Here is a 19177-nt window from a genome sequence, read left to right as displayed (position 1 = left end):
TTTAGCGAACGAATGCGTGTCATTTAGCGGTTGTTGTCTACTTGATTACCTATCAAAAGTAACGCTTTTGACCCGCATGAATAGGGGGTAAAACCGGCAATCGTGGGGGTATTTACGACATTTTTCGCTGTTCGTTATCGGACGTAATACGATCCGTAAAGTAACCAGACTAAACCGACTGTGTGTGCGGCTGGCAACGTAGCGACAAATAGACTGATTCGAAGAAAAGTAGTCCGTACGAATGGATTTGTTTGACGGTCGTTACGCAGATTTACCAACGTAGCAAACCGAGCGTGAAATGTCGATTTGCTACGTTGGTAGAGACAACTGACCTTGATGGGGAGTTGGCGTTCAGGCTGGTAAATACACCGTGAACGTAGCGCCTTTTCCTGGTTGGCTGGTAGCCGTAATAGCCCCGCCATGATTGGCCACAACTTTTTCGCAGATGGCCAGCCCAATGCCCGTTCCGGCAAACTCGTTACGTCCGTGCAGACGCTGAAATACCTGAAAAATTCGGTCTACATATTTTTCGTCGAAGCCGATACCATTATCCGTCATATCGATCCGATAATAGTGAGCTGATAATCGTCCTGGCCGTACCGATAATGGCAAAAAGTCTGCTTTGGTAAGCTGACAACGAATCTCAACCCGAGGAGCAGTTGGATTACCAACCGAATCGACCCGGCTAAATTTCAGTGCATTGCTCAGCAGATTCTGGAAAAGCTGCCCTAACTGCGATGGATCGCCCGATACGATGGGGAGTTTGTCGATGTCAATCTGAGCACCGGTTTCGGTAATGACGAGTTCCAGATCAGTCAGTACACTATCCATGACATCGTCAAGCGATAGCCGCCGGTTTGGTTCACGACGGGTAGAAATGCGGGAGAAATTAAGCAAGTCTCTAATCAGCATCGACATTCGGCTAGCGGCCGACTGCATCCGATCCAGGTAATTCAACTGTTCGGCATTTGCATCGGCAAGTTGCGTTTTGAGCAAATCACCGAATTGCTGGATTTTACGTAATGGCTCCTGAAGGTCGTGGCTGGCGATATAGGCAAACGTTTGCAGGTTTTCGTTGGAGCGTATGAGCAAGCTGGTCGATTCGGTCAGTTCTTCATTCGTGGCGGCTAATTCTTCATTGGTAGCAGCCAGCTCTTCGTTGGTGGCAGCCAGTTCTTCCGTACGGAACTGGACCTGGCTTTCCAGTTCCAGTTGTAATTCACGCTGCATGGTAACGTCCTGCACCGTACCGGCTATCCGAACTGGGTTACCATCGTGATTAAAGTGAACTTTCCCAAGGGCGTGGACAATTTTGCGTTTTCCGGTTTTAGCGTTGATAATGGAATACTCAGCATCGAATTTTCCGGCAGAACCAAGCAGTTGAGCATCCAGGAAGGCTTTCTTGAGCCGTTCATGGTCTTGATTCGCGACAAGTCGCGATAAATTCTGCAAACTGATTTCGGGTTCATCGAGCCCCAATAGGTCGAGATGACGATCAGAGAGTTGGACCATTCGGGTTGCCAGGTCAACGCTCCAGGTGCCTAGTGCGGCTAACTCAATGGCCCCCCGAAGCGATTCTTCACTTTCGCGCAGTTGCTGCTGAATCACCATCTCGGACGTTACGTCGATTGCCATGTTCAGTATCCCATACACCTCACCTTGCTCATTAAAAACAGGCTGATACGTGAAATTGAAATAGAATGTCTGGAGTTGACCATCGATTACTAAGTCGCAGCGGTCTGACGTAGCATGGTAGGCAACGCCCGAGGTGTATACCTCATCCAGAATCTGTAAGAAGGGTTGAGTCTGTAGTTCTGGTAGTAATTCGGCTACTGTTTTACCGACAACATTAGCTCCTTTGCCCCAGAAGTTGATCATGGGCTCGTTCGCTTCTGCAATGATATGTTCCCGACCGATAAATAAGCCCGTAGCCACGGGAGCCTGCGTAATAAGTGACCGGAAACGGGCTTCACTTTCCTCTATCTTTTTACGAGCCAGTACCTGTTGCGTAACATCGGTAGCAACCACCAGAATGCCCACAATGTGATTGTTGGTATCGCGCCGGGGCTGGTAGGTGAGATCGACGTAGATGGTTTCTAACTTGTTATTCCGGACCAAGTCCACAGCAACCTCGTTGGCAATATAGGCTGTTCCGGTGTTGACAACCTGATTCAGTAATTGATCGAACCCTTGCCCGGCTAGCTCAGGAAGTGCGTCTAGTAATGATTTGCCAACAAGATCGTCCGGTTTGCGGCCAACCAGGAATCCATAGAAGGGATTGGCCATACGGAAGACTAGATCGTCTCTGTCAATAATGGCCACCGCTACGGGCGACTGCTCAAAGAATGCCAGTACCTGCTGCTGGGCTTCTTCCGCTTTTTCCCGACTCAGAACCGACTGCGTCGTTTCGGTGCAGGTAACCAGTATGCCATTGACTGAACCCGTATCGTCTGTAAGCGGGCTGAAGCTGTAGGTCCAGTAGGCAAAGCTCATTTCGCCATCGCGGTAAATAGGCAGCTTCTGATCTTCAAACCATACGGCTTCGCCACCCGCCATAATGGTATGGATCATAGGGCCAATAACCGGCCAGGATTCGGCCCAGCTTTCTTCTCCGCGCTGACCCAGCGACGATGGATGCTTACCATTGTTACCCAGGCTAGGGCGGAACGCATCATTATAGAACGTAATGAGTTCGGGGCCCCAGAAAATAAGCATGGGAAAGCGCGAAGTCAGCATCATATTGATCAGCGTTCGTAAACTTTGTGACCAATACGCGGGCGATCCTACTGCTGTTTTCGACCAGTCATACAGCCGGGTGAGTTCGCCCATTTCCCCACCGCCCTGCAAAAAAGAATACGGCCCTAGATGACTAGCTGGCATAACAAATAATTGGCTTCAAGGCGGATGGATGGTGTAAATCTACTTGGCTAATCGGGTAACCTGATGGCGGGAGAGCGCCTTCTGTATGTAGTAGAGGAATAGATGGCGGGACCGGCGAAAAAAAAGGTAAACTCGTATTCATAAACATTGATTGAGTGGGACAAGGAGTCTGGATAAGATGCGCCACTTCGCATTAAGATGGCTAAATATTGGCTATTTTTTCTATAAATCGTTATTGGGGGGCTAAAGTTAGAACGAAATTGATTTTCTGACTGACGGAGGTAGAAGCCTGCCCGCTATGGGCATTTTGGTTATTTTGTCGCGTATTTTCAGCCCTAGGAGTTAGTTTATAGCAACGGTTGTCTTATAGCTATTCAATCACCTGTAATTATGTTTTTTAAACGCTCTGCATTTAGTTTTTTGATGTGTCTGTCCTGCTTATTCGCTCAGGCGCAAGCCATCAATACGTTATCGGCTCAGGAAAAGAAGGAGGGCTGGAAACTACTCTTTAATGGCCGTGATCTGGCCGGCTGGCATCGCTATAATGGTAAAGGAACCCCTGCTTCCTGGAAAGTAGAGCAAGGGGTACTGCATCTGGACGTACCTAAAACGGCTACCGACAAACCGCGCGATTCGGGCGATCTGGCAACCGATGCGGTTATTTCGGGCGATTTTGAGTTTAAAGCGGAATTCAAAATCGAGAAATACACCAACAGTGGTTTCTTTTTCTTTGTAGAGGAGGCTCCTAAAAATGAGAAGATTTATACAACGGCCCTTGAGGTTCAGGTTGGCGACGACAAATTATACCAGAAAGCCGTGGAGCACCCACACAGTTCCGGTGATTTATTCGGCATTGCCGACGTGCGTATTCAGGAGCCGCAACCACTCGGAAGCTGGAATAAAGTTGATGTTTCGTTGAAGAAAAATAAGCTAACCGTTTCCATAAATGGCTACGTTGTGCAGGAACACGACGTAACGAGTGCCGACTGGAAAAAGCGTGTGGCGGCCAAAGCCCAAAAAGGTGTACCGTTTGCTAACGGCAAGTTTGTTGGCCGGATTGGCTTACAGGACTGGAATACCAGTGTCTGGTTCCGCAATATCAAATTGAAGACCCTTTAACCATATAGATTCATGGACAATCAACCAACACGTCGTCAGTTTCTGGGCGCTACGGCTGCGCTTCTGTCGGGCGTAGTACTCAACAATAGCAAGCTTTTTGGTGCGCCCGCGCTCATCCGTAGTCTGGGCGATAAACCCAATTCATTGCTGAAAGGCGTACAGATTGGGGTTATTACGTATTCGTACCGGGATATGCCCGACCAGAGTGCCGAGGCAACACTGCAATATATTCTCGATAGCGGTATCAACGCCATTGAGCTTATGGGCGGACCTGCCGAATCGTTTGCGGGGGCTCCGAAGAATTCGGTCGATATGAAGGTGATGTTTCCGCTGATGCGCAAAAAACGCGACAACCAGCCCTTAACCGAAGACGAACAGAAAACCCTGACGGAGCTGGAAACCCAGCAGAAAGCCTATCGGCAGGAGGTAGCCAAGTGGCGGCAATCGGCGTCGATGAGTAAGTTCGAGCAACTGAAAAAGATGTATAACCAGGCGGGTATTCAGATTTATGGCTTTAAGCCCGACGCCTTTGGTATGCAGAACTCCGATGCCGAAATCAACTACGGCATGCAGGCGGCCAAAGTGCTGGGCGCTAACCAGGTTACGCTCGAACATCCGGCCAACGATGCGCATACCCTGAAACTGGGTAAAATGGCTGAGAAACACGGCATCCGGGTTGGCTACCATGGCCATGAGCAGCAAACCCCGACGTTCTGGGATACGGCCCTAGCGCAATCGCCCGGCAATGCGATGAATTTCGATTTGGGCCATTATATAGCGGCTGGACAGCCTGACCCAATTGGACTGATCAAACAAAAGCACACCCGTATTGCCAGCATGCACATCAAAGACCGTCAGACCCCCGCGCATGGCAAAGGAAATCTGCCCTGGGGCCAGGGCGATACGCCATTAACGGAAGTGCTGAAGCTGATGAGCGATCAGAAATACACCTTCCCGGCCACTGTCGAACTGGAATACAAAGTGCCGGAAGGCTCAACCTCGGTGGCTGAGGTGAAAAAATGCGTAAACTACTGCCGGACTATTCTGAGCTAACCTAAAACGAGGGCCGGGAATGGCTGGGATGCTTACAGAACCCGGCCTTATTCTGGCCCTCTGTCAATAAATCCTCTGATGAAAAGACGTACGTTCGTAAAATCCTCTTTTGTAACCAGTGCCTTCGCGGGGCTTATGGCTCCGATTAGTCAAACCTCGGCGGCTGCCGAGTCTCAACAAAACGTAAATCCCGAATTTTATGAACTACGGATTTACACCCTGAAAAACAATCGGCAACGGAAAGCGGTCGAAACCTATTTTCAGCAGGCAGCCATTCCGGCGCTTAATCGGCTGGGAAGCAAAACGATTGGTGTGTTTACCGAATACCTGCCACAGGGATTCACGAAGCTGGTTGTTTTGATTCCGTTTAATTCGCTCGACGATTACTTTTCTGTCGCTGATAAGCTCGCCAATGATGCTACGTATACGCAGGCTGGTGCGGAATACTTACAGGCGGAAGCTACCGCACCTGTTTATGAACGTATCGAAAGCTCGTTGCTGAAGGCGTTCAAACTCATGCCTAAGCTGGACGTGCCCGAGAAAAAGGCTCGTATTTTCGAACTGCGTCGCTATGAGAGCCATAGCGAAACGGCTGGCAAGAAAAAAATAGAGATGTTTAACGAGGGTGGTGAAATCGCGATTTTCAAACGAGTAGGACTAACTCCCGTATTCTTTGGCGAAACGCTCATTGGCCCGTTTCGCCCCAATCTGACCTATATGCTGACATTCGACAACATGGAAGAGCATGATCAGAACTGGAAGACCTTTGGCAGCGATCCAGCGTGGAAAAAGATCAGCTCCGTGCCGGAGTTTACAGACGCCCGTATTATATCGAACATCAATCGGCTGTTTTTGGTCCCCGCAGCCTTTTCGCAGATTTAGCATGTAGTGCGTACTAGAAAAGAGCCTGTTACCCGTTAAATTAACGGATAACAGGCTCTACTTTTTCCCGAACAAACCCAATACACAAGCCGTTGCCAATGGGTTGCTGGCCGCAGTCGGCTCTGAGTAAATTTTATCTGGGTACTACTATGAAAAAACGCTTTCTTATTGCTGGTGCGCATGGCGGCATTGGTGAGGATTTAGCCATACGGCTCGCTAAAGCCGGGAACGAGGTTATCGCAACCATGCGTCATCCCGATCAGGCGTCGGATGATTGTCGATCGCTGGTTAAGGAAATACGGCAGCTGGATGTTACCGATCAGAACAGCGTAGCGAAGGGGCTTGCTGACTTTTCGGCAGATAGTCCGTTGCATGGTTTCGCGTATTGCATTGGTTCTATCGATCTGATGCCGCTTAAATCGGCCAGAACAGAAAACTTTCTTAGAGCCTATGAGCTGAATGTGCTGGGGGCTGTTCGTATGCTGCAAGTGCTGGAAAAATCGCTCAAGGCAGGGCAGGGGAGTGTTGTGCTGTTCTCGTCCATTGCCGCGCAAAGCGGATTCGCCAATCATACGGTGATCAGTACCGCCAAGGCCGCTGTGGAAGGACTGGCTAAGTCGCTGGCCGCCGAATGGTCGAGCTATGTTCGGGTTAACGTTATTGCCCCCAGTCTGACCGATACGGCAATTGCTAAACCCCTGACTTCATCACCGACCATGCGGGAGGCTATCGAAAAAATGCACCCGATTGCCAGGCTAGGTTCGGCCAGCGATTCGGCAGCCGTAGCCGAATTTCTTTTGTCGCCAGATGCATCATGGATCACCGGACAAATTTTTCCCGTCGATGGTGGGCGAAGTACCTTGCGGGTAAAAGGGTAGAAGGGTGATATGTATGGAAAAGAAATCATATAAAAAGTCGACTCTACCCGAAAAAATGTGCCCTGTTTGTCAACGTCCGTTTTCGTGGCGGAAAAAATGGGAAAAAGTATGGGATGAGGTAATCTACTGTTCCGAACGTTGTCGTAGAGAGAAACATACCAAACAGAGCTGAAATACCGGCCATAGCTGATTGATTTCGGTAAGTCGTTATGGAAACTGACTACGGTACTTACAGGTATCCGATTTCCACCGATCAATCCGTTCTTTTTGCGCTCAATAATCGGCTTATTACTATAACGTAGCCGGACCGTTTAACAAGGTTGTCATAGGTAGCATCCTGCTGTCTTTGACAACCTTTTTGCTTACTATACGTAGCGTCTGAAGGCGGCCCCAGCTTCTGCCGATGCGTAGCTCAACTGGTACGCTGTTGGACAGATGGGAGAGTAGTATAGTAGGTAGTCAATGACCCAATATGTGGTGGGCTAAAAACCTGTCGGCTTGTATAAGCTAGTCTTCAATTGGATGTTTTTAGGTGAGCCTGAATCGACTACTTACAGCGTACTGATAAATATGTAAGAGTTGGTTTGCCAATGGCATGAACTTTGTTAGGGGCGCCGTTACTAGTGTTAAGGTGAGTAATAGCTGAATTTTGCATTTTAAAGTTTGTAAATCGACAAAAAAGTAAACAATAAAATAGGTTCAGCTACAAAGATGAGGGCCCGATTCCATTCGGCATATTATTTGAAATGCTGAAGATAGGTCATCAAGACCGCTATTTGTCAAGCTAACTTTATTTGCTGTATGCCCACCTCTACCGAAGTATGTCTAATGGCTGGTCGACGCGCGAGCAATTCTGGAATCAGCCTGGTAGAAACCGGTACGCCTTCACCAGCACGGCACCGCTTTGCTCCATCTATTCCGCTCCGTCAATTCAGGCGCCTGAATTGGGGGATTCTGCTTTTCATGCTGCTAGGCGTGAGTCTGGCCGCTCAAGCCCAGGTGTCGGGCACCGTCTTTCGCGATTTTAATGCGAATGGTGTTCGGGATGGGGCCAGCGAAGTAGGCGTGGGGGGCGTCAGTGTCACCGCGTTTAATACGGCAGGGGTGCAGGTAGCAACCACTACCTCGACCACGGCGGGGGCCTACTCACTGACTGGTTTGACCTTTCCGGTACGTATCCAGTTCGGCAATCTGGGTGGCGCTGATTTTACAGGGCCATCGGGTAGTGATTCCCAAAGTAGTGTGCAGTTTTATTCGGCGGCCACCACAACGGCCAATTTTGGCGTTAATAATCCCTCGGACTACTGCCAGGCTGCCCCTACCTTATTTACCACCTGCTTTACCAATGGGTCGCGTTCGTTATCCAATCCTAGTGAAAACGATGTGCTGGTGGCTATTCCCAATGGGGCCGCCCTGAGCGGCACCGTCCAGCACCTGGCCACGGCTCCCAATATGGGTAGTGTATGGGGGGTTGCCTATGACAGGGTCAATAAAATAGTTTATACCTCGGCTTTTCTCAAACGACACTCTGATTTCGGTCCACAAGGGATCAGTGGATTGTATTGGGGACGCTATACTGGATCTGCCTTATCGAGCCAGGGGAGTATTGCCCTGAACACAATTTCAGGTAATATCTTCGGGACTAATCCACGTAGCGACGGGGTGGCACCGGACGATAATTTAACGGGGGTTTCCTATAATCAACCTTCCTACGACCGGGATGTCTACCAGAATGTAGCTAAGTTGGGGATTGGCGATATTGATCTGTCGCCGGATGGGAAAACGTTATACGTAATGAACCTGACCCAGCGCCGTCTGGCGGCCTTTGACGTATCGGCTGTTGCCAGTGGTGGTAACCCGACGTATCTGGGTAGTTATGCGATCACTGATCCAGGCTGTAGTGGGGGACAGTTTCGGCCGTTTGGGATCAAGGTTGTTAGTAAGGATCTGATTTATGTGGGGGTTACCTGTAGTGGTGAGACATCTCAAAATCGGGCTGATCTGATGGCGTATATTTGCCGGATTGTGCCTTCTGCAGGCTTTTCGGCTACCTCGGCTATTGTACCAGTTACCGCGATTCAGCCTCCGTCCAATGCTACTTTCAGTGCTAGTGGTTTTATTCCCCCCGTTCCGCCAACGAATGCCATACCCCTGTATTACAATAAGGTCTGGCCTAGTGAGTATGGAAATGCTTTTGAGTCTCAGAACTATATATATGAGCCCTGGAAAACCGCCTGGCCCACTACACAGTCTGTATTCTCTGCTCCCCAGCCCCTGTTGAGTGATATCGAAATCAATCGAAATGGAGACTTAGTGTTAGGTATTATGGACCGGATGGGTCATATGGCGGGCTATAATAATTATGATATCTCGGGTACCAGTAATGCGCTGTACAGTGACTTTGCATACGGCGATATTCTGTATGTCTGTAATAAAGGGACTACCGGTAATCCGATCTATTATCTGGAGGGGCATCCCCAATGCCCGGCTCCAGCAACTAACCCGAATTTTCATGGGCCGGGAGGACGAGAGTATTTTAATGACGCAACACCCTCTCACCGGGAAGGTGCTCAGGGTGGTCTGGTACTGTTGCCTCAGGAGAACTACACGGTAACGGGTATGATGGACCCTGGTACGGTAACCTATACCACAGGACTTACCGTTTTCAACAATGCGACTGGCGCGAGTACGCAAGCGTTAACGCTGGCTGGAAATGATTTTGGTAAAGCGGGCGGTGTTGGAGACATGGAGGTGACCTGTGATCCGGCACCGATCGAAATCGGTAACCGGGTCTGGAAAGATATCGATAATGATGGTATTCAGGATGCGGGGGAACCCCCACTGGCTGGTGTGACCCTCTCGCTGTTTGCCAGTTGCACCGGTACGGCTATTGCTACGGCCGTGACCGATGCCAACGGAAATTATTATTTCTCGTCAGCGGCTGGTACGTCTACTGCCAGCAATCGATACGGGCTCAACCTGTCATATGGAGCCAGTTACTGTGTTCGGGTGACGTCTCTGGGGTCAGACACTTCAGTATCGGGTTTGAGCTTAACCAGCCTCTCACCGGCCCCTGGCGAAGTGTCGGGTAGTCCTAATTCGAGTACAACGGTTGCCAACAATGATGCTTTTCTGGAAAGTGGTCAGCCCACAATTCGTCTGGTGACAGGTAGTTCGGGTGAGAATAATCACACGTATGATATTGGTTTTCCCGGCAGTTGCAGCATGGTTGCGACGGTGACGGCAGGCTTGTGTGCCAGTGCGACCAATACATATTCGGCCACAGCAGTGGTCCAGTTGACCAATTCAACGGCTGGCGTGTTGACGGTGAGTACGGGTTCTCAAAGTCAGACCTTTACCACGACAGCGGCCACCTCGGCGACTTTCACAGCGGTCTTCACTGGCTTGGTATCCAATGGGGCCAGCCAAACCGTGACGGCGAGTCTGCCGGGCTGTAGCACCACCACGGCTACCTATACGGCACCTACGAGTTGTTCGGTTGCCCCCTGTGGCGTTAATCTAGCCGTTACGCCTGGCTTATGTCTGTCGGCTACCAACAGTTACGTGCTGTCAGGCACCATCACCACTACCAACGTACCGGTTTCGGGGACATTGACCATCACCTCGGCCGCTTTTACGCCCCGCAGCCTGACTCTTCCAGCGGGCAACTCGACGGGTACGTTTAGCTACAGCGGCCTAGTGAGCAATGGGCAGACCTATACCGTTACAGCCAGTTATTCTAATTCGGCCTGTGCCCCCGTAAGTCAGACTTATACGGCCCCAGTGAGTTGTTCGGTGGCCCCGGTCTGTAGCCTGAGTGCAGTGGTAACAGCTGGCTTGTGCGCCAGTGCGACCAATACCTATTCAGCCACGGCGGTGGTGACGGTTCAGAACCCGGTGGCGGGTGTGCTGACCGTAATCAATGGGGCGCAGAGTGCTACGCTGACGACGAGCAATGCAACGGGCTCAGTGTCTTACACGGCGGTGTTCGCTGGGTTGGTTTCGGACGGAGCGAGCCGTACGGTAACGGCGAGTTTGCCGGGTTGTAGCACGGCGACCACGACCTACACGGCACCTGCGAGTTGTTCGGTGGCCCCGGTTTGTAGCCTGACGGCGACGGTGACGGCGGGTGTTTGTGCCTCGGCAACTAATACTTATTCAGCTACGGCGGTGGTCCGGTTGACCAATCCGACGGCGGGAGTCCTAACGGTGACCAACGGTGCTCAGAGTCTGACTTTTGCGACGACGGCCGTTAGTTCAGCTACGTATACGGCCACCTTTACAGGTCTGGTTTCGGATGGAGCGAGTCATACGGTAGTAGCGAGTCTGCCGGGTTGCAGCACCACGACCACTACGTATACCGCACCTGCGAGTTGTTCGGTGGCCCCGGTCTGTAGCCTGACAGCAGCGGTGACGGCGGGCTTATGTGCGAGTGCGACCAATACCTATTCAGCCACGGCAGTAGTACAATTGACTAATCCGGTAGCGGGTGTACTGACGGTAACCAACGGTGCTCAGAGCCTGACCTTTGCCACCACGGCTGCACCGAGTGCGGTTTATACGGTTGAGTTTCCGGGTCTGGTTTCGGATGGGGTGAGTCATACCGTGACGGCGAGTCTGCCGGGTTGTGGTACCACGACGGCTACCTATACGGCCCCGGCCTCCTGTTCGGTAGCACTAGTATGTAGTCTGACAGCGGCCGTGACGGCAGGCGTTTGTGCGAGTGCAACCAACACGTATTCAGCGACGGCGGTGGTCCGGTTAACTAACCCGACTGCGGGTGTGCTGACCGTAATCAATGGTGCCCAGAGCTTGACTTTTGCTACGACGGCGACGAGTTCAGCTACGTATACAGCCGTCTTCAATGGGTTGATTTCGGATGGAGCTAGCCACACGGTGACGGCGAGTCTGCCCGGCTGTAGTACCACGATCGCTACGTACACGGCACCGGCTAGTTGTTCAGTAGCACCGGTGTGTAGTTTGTCCGCTACGGTGACGGCGGGTGTTTGTGCCTCGGCAACCAATACCTATTCGGCGACGGCTTTGGTAACGATCCAGAATCCGGTAGGGGGCGTGCTGACGGTGAGTAATGGTCCGGCTAGTATAACGGCCTCGATTCCGGCCGGTAGTGGTCAGGTTGTCTTCCCGGCTATCTTCAATGGGTTGACCTCGGATGGAGTGAGCCACACGGTGGTAGCGAGTCTGCCGGGTTGCAGCACCACGACCACTACGTATACAGCCCCAGCGAGCTGCACGGTAGCCCCGGTCTGTAGCCTGACAGCGGCCGTGACGGCGGGTCTTTGTGCGAGTGCGACCAACACCTATTCAGCCACGGCGGTAGTCCAGTTGACTAACTCGACAGCGGGTGTGTTGACGGTGACCAACGGTGCTCAGAGTTTGACTTTTGCGACGACGGCCGTTAGTTCGGCGACCTACACTGCGGTCTTCAACGGATTGACTTCGGATGGCGCGAGTCATACGGTGGTAGCGAGTCTGCCGGGTTGCAGCACCACGACCACTACGTATACAGCCCCAGCGAGCTGCACGGTAGCTCCGGTCTGTAGTCTGACAGCGGCCGTGACGGCGGGTCTTTGTGCGAGTGCGACCAACACGTATTCAGCCACGGCAGTGGTCCAGTTGACTAACCCGACAGCGGGTGTGTTGACGGTAACCAACGGTGCTCAGAGCTTGACGTTTGCGACAACGGCGGTTAGTTCGGCGACCTACACTGCGGTCTTCAACGGGTTGACCTCGGATGGCGCGAGCCACACGGTGGTAGCGAGTCTGCCGGGTTGCAGCACCACGACCACTACGTATACAGCCCCAGCGAGCTGCACGGTAGCTCCGGTCTGTAGCCTGACAGCGGCCGTGACAGCGGGCATTTGTGCGAGTGCGACCAACACGTATTCAGCGACGGCAGTAGTCCAGTTGACTAACCCGACAGCGGGTGTGTTGACGGTGACCAACGGTGCTCAGAGCTTGACGTTTGCGACGACGGCGGTTAGTTCGGCGACCTACACTGCGGTCTTCAATGGGTTGACCTCGGATGGAGTGAGCCACACGGTGGTAGCGAGTCTGCCGGGTTGCAGCACCACGACCACTACGTATACGGCCCCAGCGAGCTGCACGGTAGCCCCGGTCTGTAGCCTGACAGCGGCCGTGACAGCGGGCATTTGTGCGAGTGCGACCAACACGTATTCAGCGACGGCAGTAGTCCAGTTGACTAACCCGACAGCGGGTGTGTTGACGGTGACCAACGGTGCTCAGAGCTTGACGTTTGCGACGACGGCGGTTAGTTCGGCGACCTACACTGCGGTCTTCAATGGGTTGACCTCGGATGGAGTGAGCCACACGGTGGTAGCGAGTCTGCCGGGTTGCAGCACCACGACCACTACGTATACGGCCCCAGCGAGCTGCACGGTAGCCCCGGTCTGTAGCCTGACAGCGGCCGTGACAGCGGGCATTTGTGCGAGTGCGACCAACACGTATTCAGCGACGGCAGTAGTCCAGTTGACTAACCCGACAGCGGGTGTGTTGACGGTGACCAACGGTGCTCAGAGCTTGACGTTTGCGACGACGGCCGTTAGTTCGGCGACCTACACTGCGGTCTTCAATGGGTTGACCTCGGATGGAGTGAGCCACACGGTGGTAGCGAGTCTGCCGGGTTGCAGCACCACGACCACTACGTATACGGCCCCAGCGAGCTGCACGGTAGCCCCGGTCTGTAGCCTGACAGCGGCCGTGACGGCGGGTCTTTGTGCGAGTGCGACCAACACCTATTCAGCCACGGCAGTGGTCCAGTTGACTAACCCGACAGCGGGTGTGTTGACGGTGACCAACGGTGCTCAGAGCTTGACGTTTGCGACGACGGCGGTTAGTTCGGCGACCTACACTGCGGTCTTCAATGGGTTGACCTCGGATGGAGCGAGTCATACGGTAGTAGCGAGTCTGCCGGGTTGCAGCACCACGACTGCTCAATACTCAGCTCCGGGCAGCTGCACGGCTACGGCGCTAGAGCTGGTCAAACTAGTCGATAAGTCCAAAGCACAGCTGGGTGAGGTGATCTCTTACACAGTGGTGCTGACCAATACGGGCAATGCGGCCGCAACTAATGTGGTGGTTCGCGATTCGATGAGCCTGGGACTGACTTATGTGGCCAACTCGGCCACGGCTCCTGCCGGTACGACCTTTACCGCTGGTAGCCCGGTGAGTACCTGGAGCATCGCTTCGATCGGAGCAGGTCAAAGTCTGTCGCTGATTCTGCAAGGCATCGCTGACAGCACAGGCATCCTGCACAACACGGCCATGATAGGTGGCGACACCGCTACGGTGTGTACCTCGATCCCGGTCCGGGTGTGCGTGGATGATGAGTTTGAATATTTACTGACGGCCCCGGCAGGTCAAAGTAGTTACCAGTGGTACAAAAATGGCCAGCCGATTGTGGGTGCCACCAGCAACAGTCTAAGTGTGACGGCGGTGGGTGAATACAGTTTGCGAGTGGATAACCAGAGTGGTCAGTGTCCTGACTTCAGTTGTTGTCCGTTCATCATCGAAGCGGATTCGCTACCGGTGTATCAGGCGGCCACGTTAGCGGCTAGTTGTATTGGCAACGCGGCTCAGTCGAACGGACAGTTGGTGCTGAGTGGCTTCCAGACAGGCTATACTTATCAGTACTCGTTGGGCTCAAGCTTTACTACGTCGGCATCGGGAGCACCTCGGTCAATCCCAGCGAATGGTGTAATCGCCAATACGTTAGCGAATCCGGTGGTGGCGCAGGCCTACACGATTCGGGTGTACAATGCGGCAGGCTGTTATCGGGATGTGACGGTATTGTTGCTACCAACGGTGTGTGGCTGTCCTGCTGAAATCTGTGTGCCGTTTGTGTTGCAGCAGACCAAGCGTGGCAAGCGGATCGGTGACCCTGTCCAGAAGTGATAGAGGTCGGGTAGTACCCGATACAGATTGACTAGTATAACGCCCTGGTACGTTGACTCAAAAGAGTGACGTATCAGGGCGTTGTTTATTTGTTACCCGTAAAGCAGTTTATTGTTGATGAGCGACACTACCTGTTCTTCCTATAAAATCCGAATAGAAACTAGGTCGGGAGGGGTGTGCTGCTGAATAAGAATTGAGTAATATTTCAGGCTTTGCAGATTATCTGTAAAACACTCCATAAACTTTAGGGTTAGTTTTGAAAATACCGTTCTCCTGCCTCATGTCTACCTTTGATTTAGCCCTACTGATCTATTCGGTTGTTATTACCAGTGCTTCGTTTATAAATTTTATCAAGCTGGATTACTGGTGGATTCGGATATGGGATTTTCCTCATCTGCAATTGACCGTATTGGCTTTATTAGGGCTTTTGGGCTGGTTTTGGGCCGGACAACAGATGGATGGCGTTCTGTTAATTGCGCCCATCGGCTTGCTGATTACAATGCTCTATCAGAGCTGGTTAATTTATCCCTTTACGCCACTTCATCGAAAACAGGTTCCATCGTTTGCTTCGGCAAAAGGGAATGGTCAAACCAAGGATAACACGATTCGTATCCTGACGGCCAATGTGTATATGGAGAATACGCATATGCCGGAGGTAAGAGCATTGGCGGCAAAGCATAAACCCGATGTGTTGATGGTGCTGGAAGCGAACCAGCAATGGAAAAACGAATTGGCTGAACTGGAAGAAACCTACCCATTTACCATTTTGCACCCGCTGGAGAACACCTATGGCATGCTCTTTTACTCACGCTACCCAATACGGCATCATGAGTTACGTTTTCTGATACAGGACGATATACCCTCCATTTACGCGCAGCTTGAGCTACCATCGGGCCAACTGGTTCATTTTTACGGCGTTCACCCAATGCCGCCAAGTCCAACAGAGCATTATCGATCCACTGAACGAGATGCTGAGTTATTACTGGTCGGAAAAGAAGCACGTACTAGGTCCGGTCCGGTCATTGTTGCGGGCGATTTGAATGACGTAGCCTGGTCGCATACAACGCGCTTGTTTCAACGCATCAGCGGCTTGCTTGACCCACGTATCGGTCGTGGTTTATACAATACGTTTCATGCGCACTATTTCTTTTTACGCTGGCCCCTCGACCATATTTTTGTGTCGCCCCATTTTCAGGTGCAATCGATCCATCGGTTGCCCAATTGCGGGTCTGATCACTTCCCGATTCTGATTGAACTGACGTATGTTGGTGAGCAGACCGAAGCCGAAGTGCCTAAGCCAGAAGGTGATGATCGGGAGGAAGCCAACGAAAAAATAGAAGAGGCTAGCTAATGGCTATCGCTATTGATCGTTCAGCAAATGTCGCACTTTACGAACGATCAATAGCTGATTGTCTCAGGCCAGTTCAATTACGCGCTCAGCATTAACTTCATCCAGAAACGATTCGTCATGGGAAACCACGATGAGTGTGCCTTCATATTCGTTGATAGCCGCTGTTAAAATCCCAATACTCTGAATATCCAGATTGTTGGTTGGTTCGTCGAGAATAATGATATCAGGAGCCCGATGGCCTATAGTAAGGCAACAGAGCATCAGACGCATTTTTTCGCCACCACTCAGGACAGTACACGATTTATCCCAATCATCTTTGCCAAATAAAAAACGGTTGAGTCTGATCTTGACTTCGTGCTCCTGCAACGATGCACTGTTGAAGCGCTGGGCTTGCTGGTAAACGGTTAACGTATTGTCGATGAGTGAATAATCCTGATCGATATAAACCGATTGGTTGTCGGCCCGGTAAATGCTGCCCTGACCAGGAACCAACTCGCCCAGAATGATTTTGATAAGCGTCGTTTTACCCGAACCATTCAGGCCTTTTAACGTAATACGTTCGCCACTGGTGATCTGGAAACGTAGCGGTTCGTGCCAAAGCAACTGATCATGGTAGCCGAAGTTGATGTCGGTAGCCGAAAACAAAATCTTGCCTTTGTGTAATGAAGAATTATCAAAACCGAACCGCATCTTGTCGGTGTCGGGCAATTCTCTACGTAGTTCGCTGAGTTCTTCCGAAATAGCTCCGATTTTTTCGGTATGAATGCCTTTTAGCCTGGCCGTACTGCGTTCGGCGTTGTTTCGGAGCGTGTTCATCATGATTCGGGCAACACCGGCGTTTTCCTGTTTCTTTTTGCCTCGGGCGTCGAGCTTCTGCTTGCGTTCGGCGGTTTCGCGCTCTACTTCTCTGGCTTTACGTAAGGCCTTTTCTTTACTTTTGACATCCTGATTCAACGCGTTATTGTCAAGGGCTTTCTGCTCCAAATAAAAGTCATAATTCCCCCCATAGACCGTAATGCCGCGCCTGGTCAGCTCAAAAACCACATCGAGCCGATTCAGTAATTTCCGATCGTGGCTTACCACCACCAACGTAGCTGATGTCGACGTAATAAAATCGTATAATAACTGCCGACCAGCCGTGTCGAGATGATTACTTGGCTCATCCAGCAACACTACGTCGGGATTGTGGATGGCTATTCCTGCCAGGAGCACTTTGGTTTTCTGTCCACCGCTTAGGGTTTTCAGGGGCTGAGTCAACTCCAGATTTTCCAGTTGCCAATGGGAGAGAGCTTCCTGGCAACGTTCTTCAATGGTCCAGTCATCGTCAAGCAGTGTTAGATTACTTTCAGTTACGTTCCCGTCCAGAATGGCTCTCAAAGCACGAAGTTTATCCGCAATCTGTAGCGCCTGGGCTACAGTTAGCTCGTTGAATTGCCCAAACACTTGCGGAACGTAGTATGGTGTTGAGTCGACTTTCACGGAGCCTTGGGCTGGAAGCAGTAGGCCAGCCATGATTTTCAGTAAGGTCGATTTGCCGGTGCCATTATTGCCAATGAGGGCAACTTTATCGTGCCGGTTAATGCTAAGATTTACATCGTTGACTAGTAAATCTTTGTTGGGATGGAAGTAGGTTATATGTTGTAGATTGATCATAATTTCTTTCGGTTTCGATGAATAGCTATAGCGAACCGCTTTGCGGTTGCACTGCATTTTTCCCGGAAAGAAATTTGATCTTACATGGAGAGGGGACGTATTGACTTAGAATTACAAAGGTAGGGAATGTCTTTGACAGGATTAACAAGATGGACAGGATAAATAAGTACTCGCCCAAACCCTGTTCATCTTGTTAATCCTGTCAAAAACTTTGTCGAATAAACGAAATACAAACTGCCATCTCTGATCGGTTGGTAAATTGTGACCTGGTTGGTGTACGATTGAGGTTAAAAAGTCTTTTTGTTAACTTTGAAATACAAAGTACTTTTATAATATTTGCAATCATAAAAAAACGATACGTATATGATCACCAGCAATCAAAGACTCACAGGCATTTTACTGACCGTTACCTTTATTCTCGCTATACCTTTTGTAGCGATGCAGTTTACTCAGGAAGTGAACTGGTCACTGTTCGATTTCATCATAGCGGGCATACTACTGCTCAGTACGGGACTGTCGATTGAGTTGGTTATGAGGAAAGTAGCTAAATCCGAATATCGAATTGCTATTTGTGTTACGCTGCTGATAGCGCTATTTCTGATTTGGGCAGAACTTGCCGTTGGTATCTTCGGAACCCCGTTTGCCGGTAATTAATGGTCGGAGCTGGAAAGCACAAACAGATTCGCTATGGACAATATACTGGGAACGTTTACGGGCTTTGCTGTCGGATTTGTCAGCTTTCTGTTTCTGTTCAAACTACTCATTCTCGATCATACTGCGCCTTCCGATGAATTAGCTCCCGGCGTAGTGGTGCTTACTGCGATGTTTACCGGCTTAGGCTTCGCTTTTGTAGGTTATACGCTACAGAATTATTGGAAATCGAAACGTCTTTAGCTAGACATAGCCGCACGTCTGCGCTTAACCCGCAGACGTGCGGTGGCTTATTGGCCAGTACGCTGAGAAAGGAGTTGCCGTTCGTAATAGACCAGAATCATTATTGTGCTGATTTCGAGCGTGAAATAAAGCGCACCCAAGATTGTTAGACTGCTATAATAATATACGATCAGGCTTGCTGTCAGTAAGCAGTAAAGCAGATTGGCTAGGCTGATAGCCGCTACGTTGGAACGCCAGTTTCTGATGGGCAGAAAGTAACAGCCCAGCGAATAAAGCATGAGTAGGCCAGCTATCGCTGAAAGAATGTAAAGTACGTTCACCGGCATTCCAAAACTGGCAGAAAACGGTGTTAGAATGGCGACTAAAAAGAAAGCTGTTAAAAAAGCACCTAACCCATCTATCAGGAAGATTCGTTTTGGTTCTGCCAAAAACGAATCGATTTGTGCCAAAACGTTACGGGCCATTGCCTTGCTTCAGTGGTGATATGCCTCAATTTATGGAATCGCTACGTAGCTACTTCGCAATTTTGATG

The 19177-nt window shown here is 50.9% G+C and carries 12 protein-coding genes; 9 read left to right on the top strand and 3 right to left on the bottom strand.

The window, feature by feature from the left end; all coding sequences use genetic code 11:
* Positions 1-351: 351 nt before the first annotated feature.
* Complete coding sequence (locus GK108_RS15140; RefSeq protein ID WP_163949862.1) at positions 352-2880, bottom strand: PAS domain-containing protein; 2529 nt, start codon at positions 2878-2880, stop codon at positions 352-354.
* Positions 2881-3270: 390 nt separating this feature from the next.
* Between GK108_RS15140 and GK108_RS15135 the strand changes: the two genes are divergently transcribed.
* The 7 genes from GK108_RS15135 (at position 3271) to GK108_RS15105 (ending at position 16098) form a co-directional block, all read left to right on the top strand.
* Positions 3271-3999, top strand: a complete 729-nt coding sequence (locus GK108_RS15135; RefSeq protein WP_163949857.1) for a 3-keto-disaccharide hydrolase — start codon at positions 3271-3273, stop codon at positions 3997-3999.
* Between the two features lie 12 nt (positions 4000-4011).
* Complete coding sequence (locus GK108_RS15130; protein WP_163949853.1) at positions 4012-5052, top strand: sugar phosphate isomerase/epimerase family protein; 1041 nt, start codon at positions 4012-4014, stop codon at positions 5050-5052.
* 78 nt (positions 5053-5130) lie between these two features.
* Positions 5131-5934, top strand: coding sequence for an NIPSNAP family protein (locus GK108_RS15125; protein WP_163949850.1), 804 nt, complete (start codon positions 5131-5133; stop codon positions 5932-5934).
* Positions 5935-6083: 149 nt separating this feature from the next.
* A complete protein-coding gene (locus GK108_RS15120; protein WP_163949845.1) occupies positions 6084-6812 on the top strand; it encodes an SDR family NAD(P)-dependent oxidoreductase in 729 nt (242 codons plus the stop codon).
* A 13-nt stretch (positions 6813-6825) separates the two neighbouring features.
* On the top strand, positions 6826-6984 hold the full coding sequence (locus GK108_RS15115; protein ID WP_163949843.1) for a DUF2256 domain-containing protein: 159 nt from the start codon (positions 6826-6828) through the stop codon (positions 6982-6984).
* Between the two features lie 629 nt (positions 6985-7613).
* A complete protein-coding gene (locus tag GK108_RS15110) occupies positions 7614-14747 on the top strand; it encodes an SdrD B-like domain-containing protein (protein ID WP_163949839.1) in 7134 nt (2377 codons plus the stop codon).
* Between the two features lie 280 nt (positions 14748-15027).
* On the top strand, positions 15028-16098 hold the full coding sequence (locus GK108_RS15105) for an endonuclease/exonuclease/phosphatase family protein (protein WP_163949836.1): 1071 nt from the start codon (positions 15028-15030) through the stop codon (positions 16096-16098).
* A gap of 63 nt (positions 16099-16161) precedes the next feature.
* Here GK108_RS15105 and abc-f read toward each other — a convergent pair whose 3' ends face one another.
* Positions 16162-17808, bottom strand: coding sequence for a ribosomal protection-like ABC-F family protein (gene abc-f, locus GK108_RS15100; RefSeq protein WP_317166531.1), 1647 nt, complete (start codon positions 17806-17808; stop codon positions 16162-16164).
* A 306-nt stretch (positions 17809-18114) separates the two neighbouring features.
* Here abc-f and GK108_RS15095 point away from each other — a divergent pair, with 306 nt between their 5' ends.
* Positions 18115-18405: a hypothetical protein gene (locus GK108_RS15095; protein ID WP_163949833.1), complete on the top strand. Its 291-nt coding sequence runs from the start codon at positions 18115-18117 to the stop codon at positions 18403-18405.
* A gap of 33 nt (positions 18406-18438) precedes the next feature.
* Positions 18439-18645 carry a hypothetical protein gene (locus tag GK108_RS15090; protein ID WP_163949830.1) on the top strand — a complete coding sequence of 69 codons (207 nt, stop codon included), beginning with the start codon at positions 18439-18441 and terminating at the stop codon, positions 18643-18645.
* A 47-nt stretch (positions 18646-18692) separates the two neighbouring features.
* On the opposite strand, the gene GK108_RS15085 is transcribed toward GK108_RS15090, so the two are convergent.
* Positions 18693-19109 (bottom strand): hypothetical protein, encoded by a 417-nt coding sequence (locus GK108_RS15085; protein ID WP_163949829.1) that lies wholly within the window; start codon positions 19107-19109, stop codon positions 18693-18695.
* Positions 19110-19177 lie beyond the last annotated feature (68 nt).

It is taken from the genome of Spirosoma terrae, from assembly GCF_010435915.1.
Classification (GTDB): domain Bacteria; phylum Bacteroidota; class Bacteroidia; order Cytophagales; family Spirosomataceae; genus Spirosoma; species Spirosoma terrae.
Note: the sequence above shows the minus strand (reverse complement) of the source record. Positions and strands in the feature narration are given on the sequence as shown.

What these genes read in the sequence shown, in the direction of transcription:
- GK108_RS15135 (WP_163949857.1), top strand. Translation starts at nt 3,271, where the DNA reads ATGTTTTTTAAACGCTCTGCATTTAGTTTTTTGATGTGTCTGTCCTGC.
- GK108_RS15095 (WP_163949833.1), top strand. Translation starts at nt 18,115, where the DNA reads ATGATCACCAGCAATCAAAGACTCACAGGCATTTTACTGACCGTTACC.
- GK108_RS15130 (WP_163949853.1), top strand. Translation starts at nt 4,012, where the DNA reads ATGGACAATCAACCAACACGTCGTCAGTTTCTGGGCGCTACGGCTGCG.
- GK108_RS15090 (WP_163949830.1), top strand. Translation starts at nt 18,439, where the DNA reads ATGGACAATATACTGGGAACGTTTACGGGCTTTGCTGTCGGATTTGTC.
- abc-f (WP_317166531.1), bottom strand. Translation starts at nt 17,808, where the DNA reads ATGCAGTGCAACCGCAAAGCGGTTCGCTATAGCTATTCATCGAAACCG.
- GK108_RS15085 (WP_163949829.1), bottom strand. Translation starts at nt 19,109, where the DNA reads ATGGCCCGTAACGTTTTGGCACAAATCGATTCGTTTTTGGCAGAACCA.
- GK108_RS15105 (WP_163949836.1), top strand. Translation starts at nt 15,028, where the DNA reads ATGTCTACCTTTGATTTAGCCCTACTGATCTATTCGGTTGTTATTACC.
- GK108_RS15125 (WP_163949850.1), top strand. Translation starts at nt 5,131, where the DNA reads ATGAAAAGACGTACGTTCGTAAAATCCTCTTTTGTAACCAGTGCCTTC.
- GK108_RS15120 (WP_163949845.1), top strand. Translation starts at nt 6,084, where the DNA reads ATGAAAAAACGCTTTCTTATTGCTGGTGCGCATGGCGGCATTGGTGAG.
- GK108_RS15115 (WP_163949843.1), top strand. Translation starts at nt 6,826, where the DNA reads ATGGAAAAGAAATCATATAAAAAGTCGACTCTACCCGAAAAAATGTGC.
- GK108_RS15110 (WP_163949839.1), top strand. Translation starts at nt 7,614, where the DNA reads ATGCCCACCTCTACCGAAGTATGTCTAATGGCTGGTCGACGCGCGAGC.
- GK108_RS15140 (WP_163949862.1), bottom strand. Translation starts at nt 2,880, where the DNA reads ATGCCAGCTAGTCATCTAGGGCCGTATTCTTTTTTGCAGGGCGGTGGG.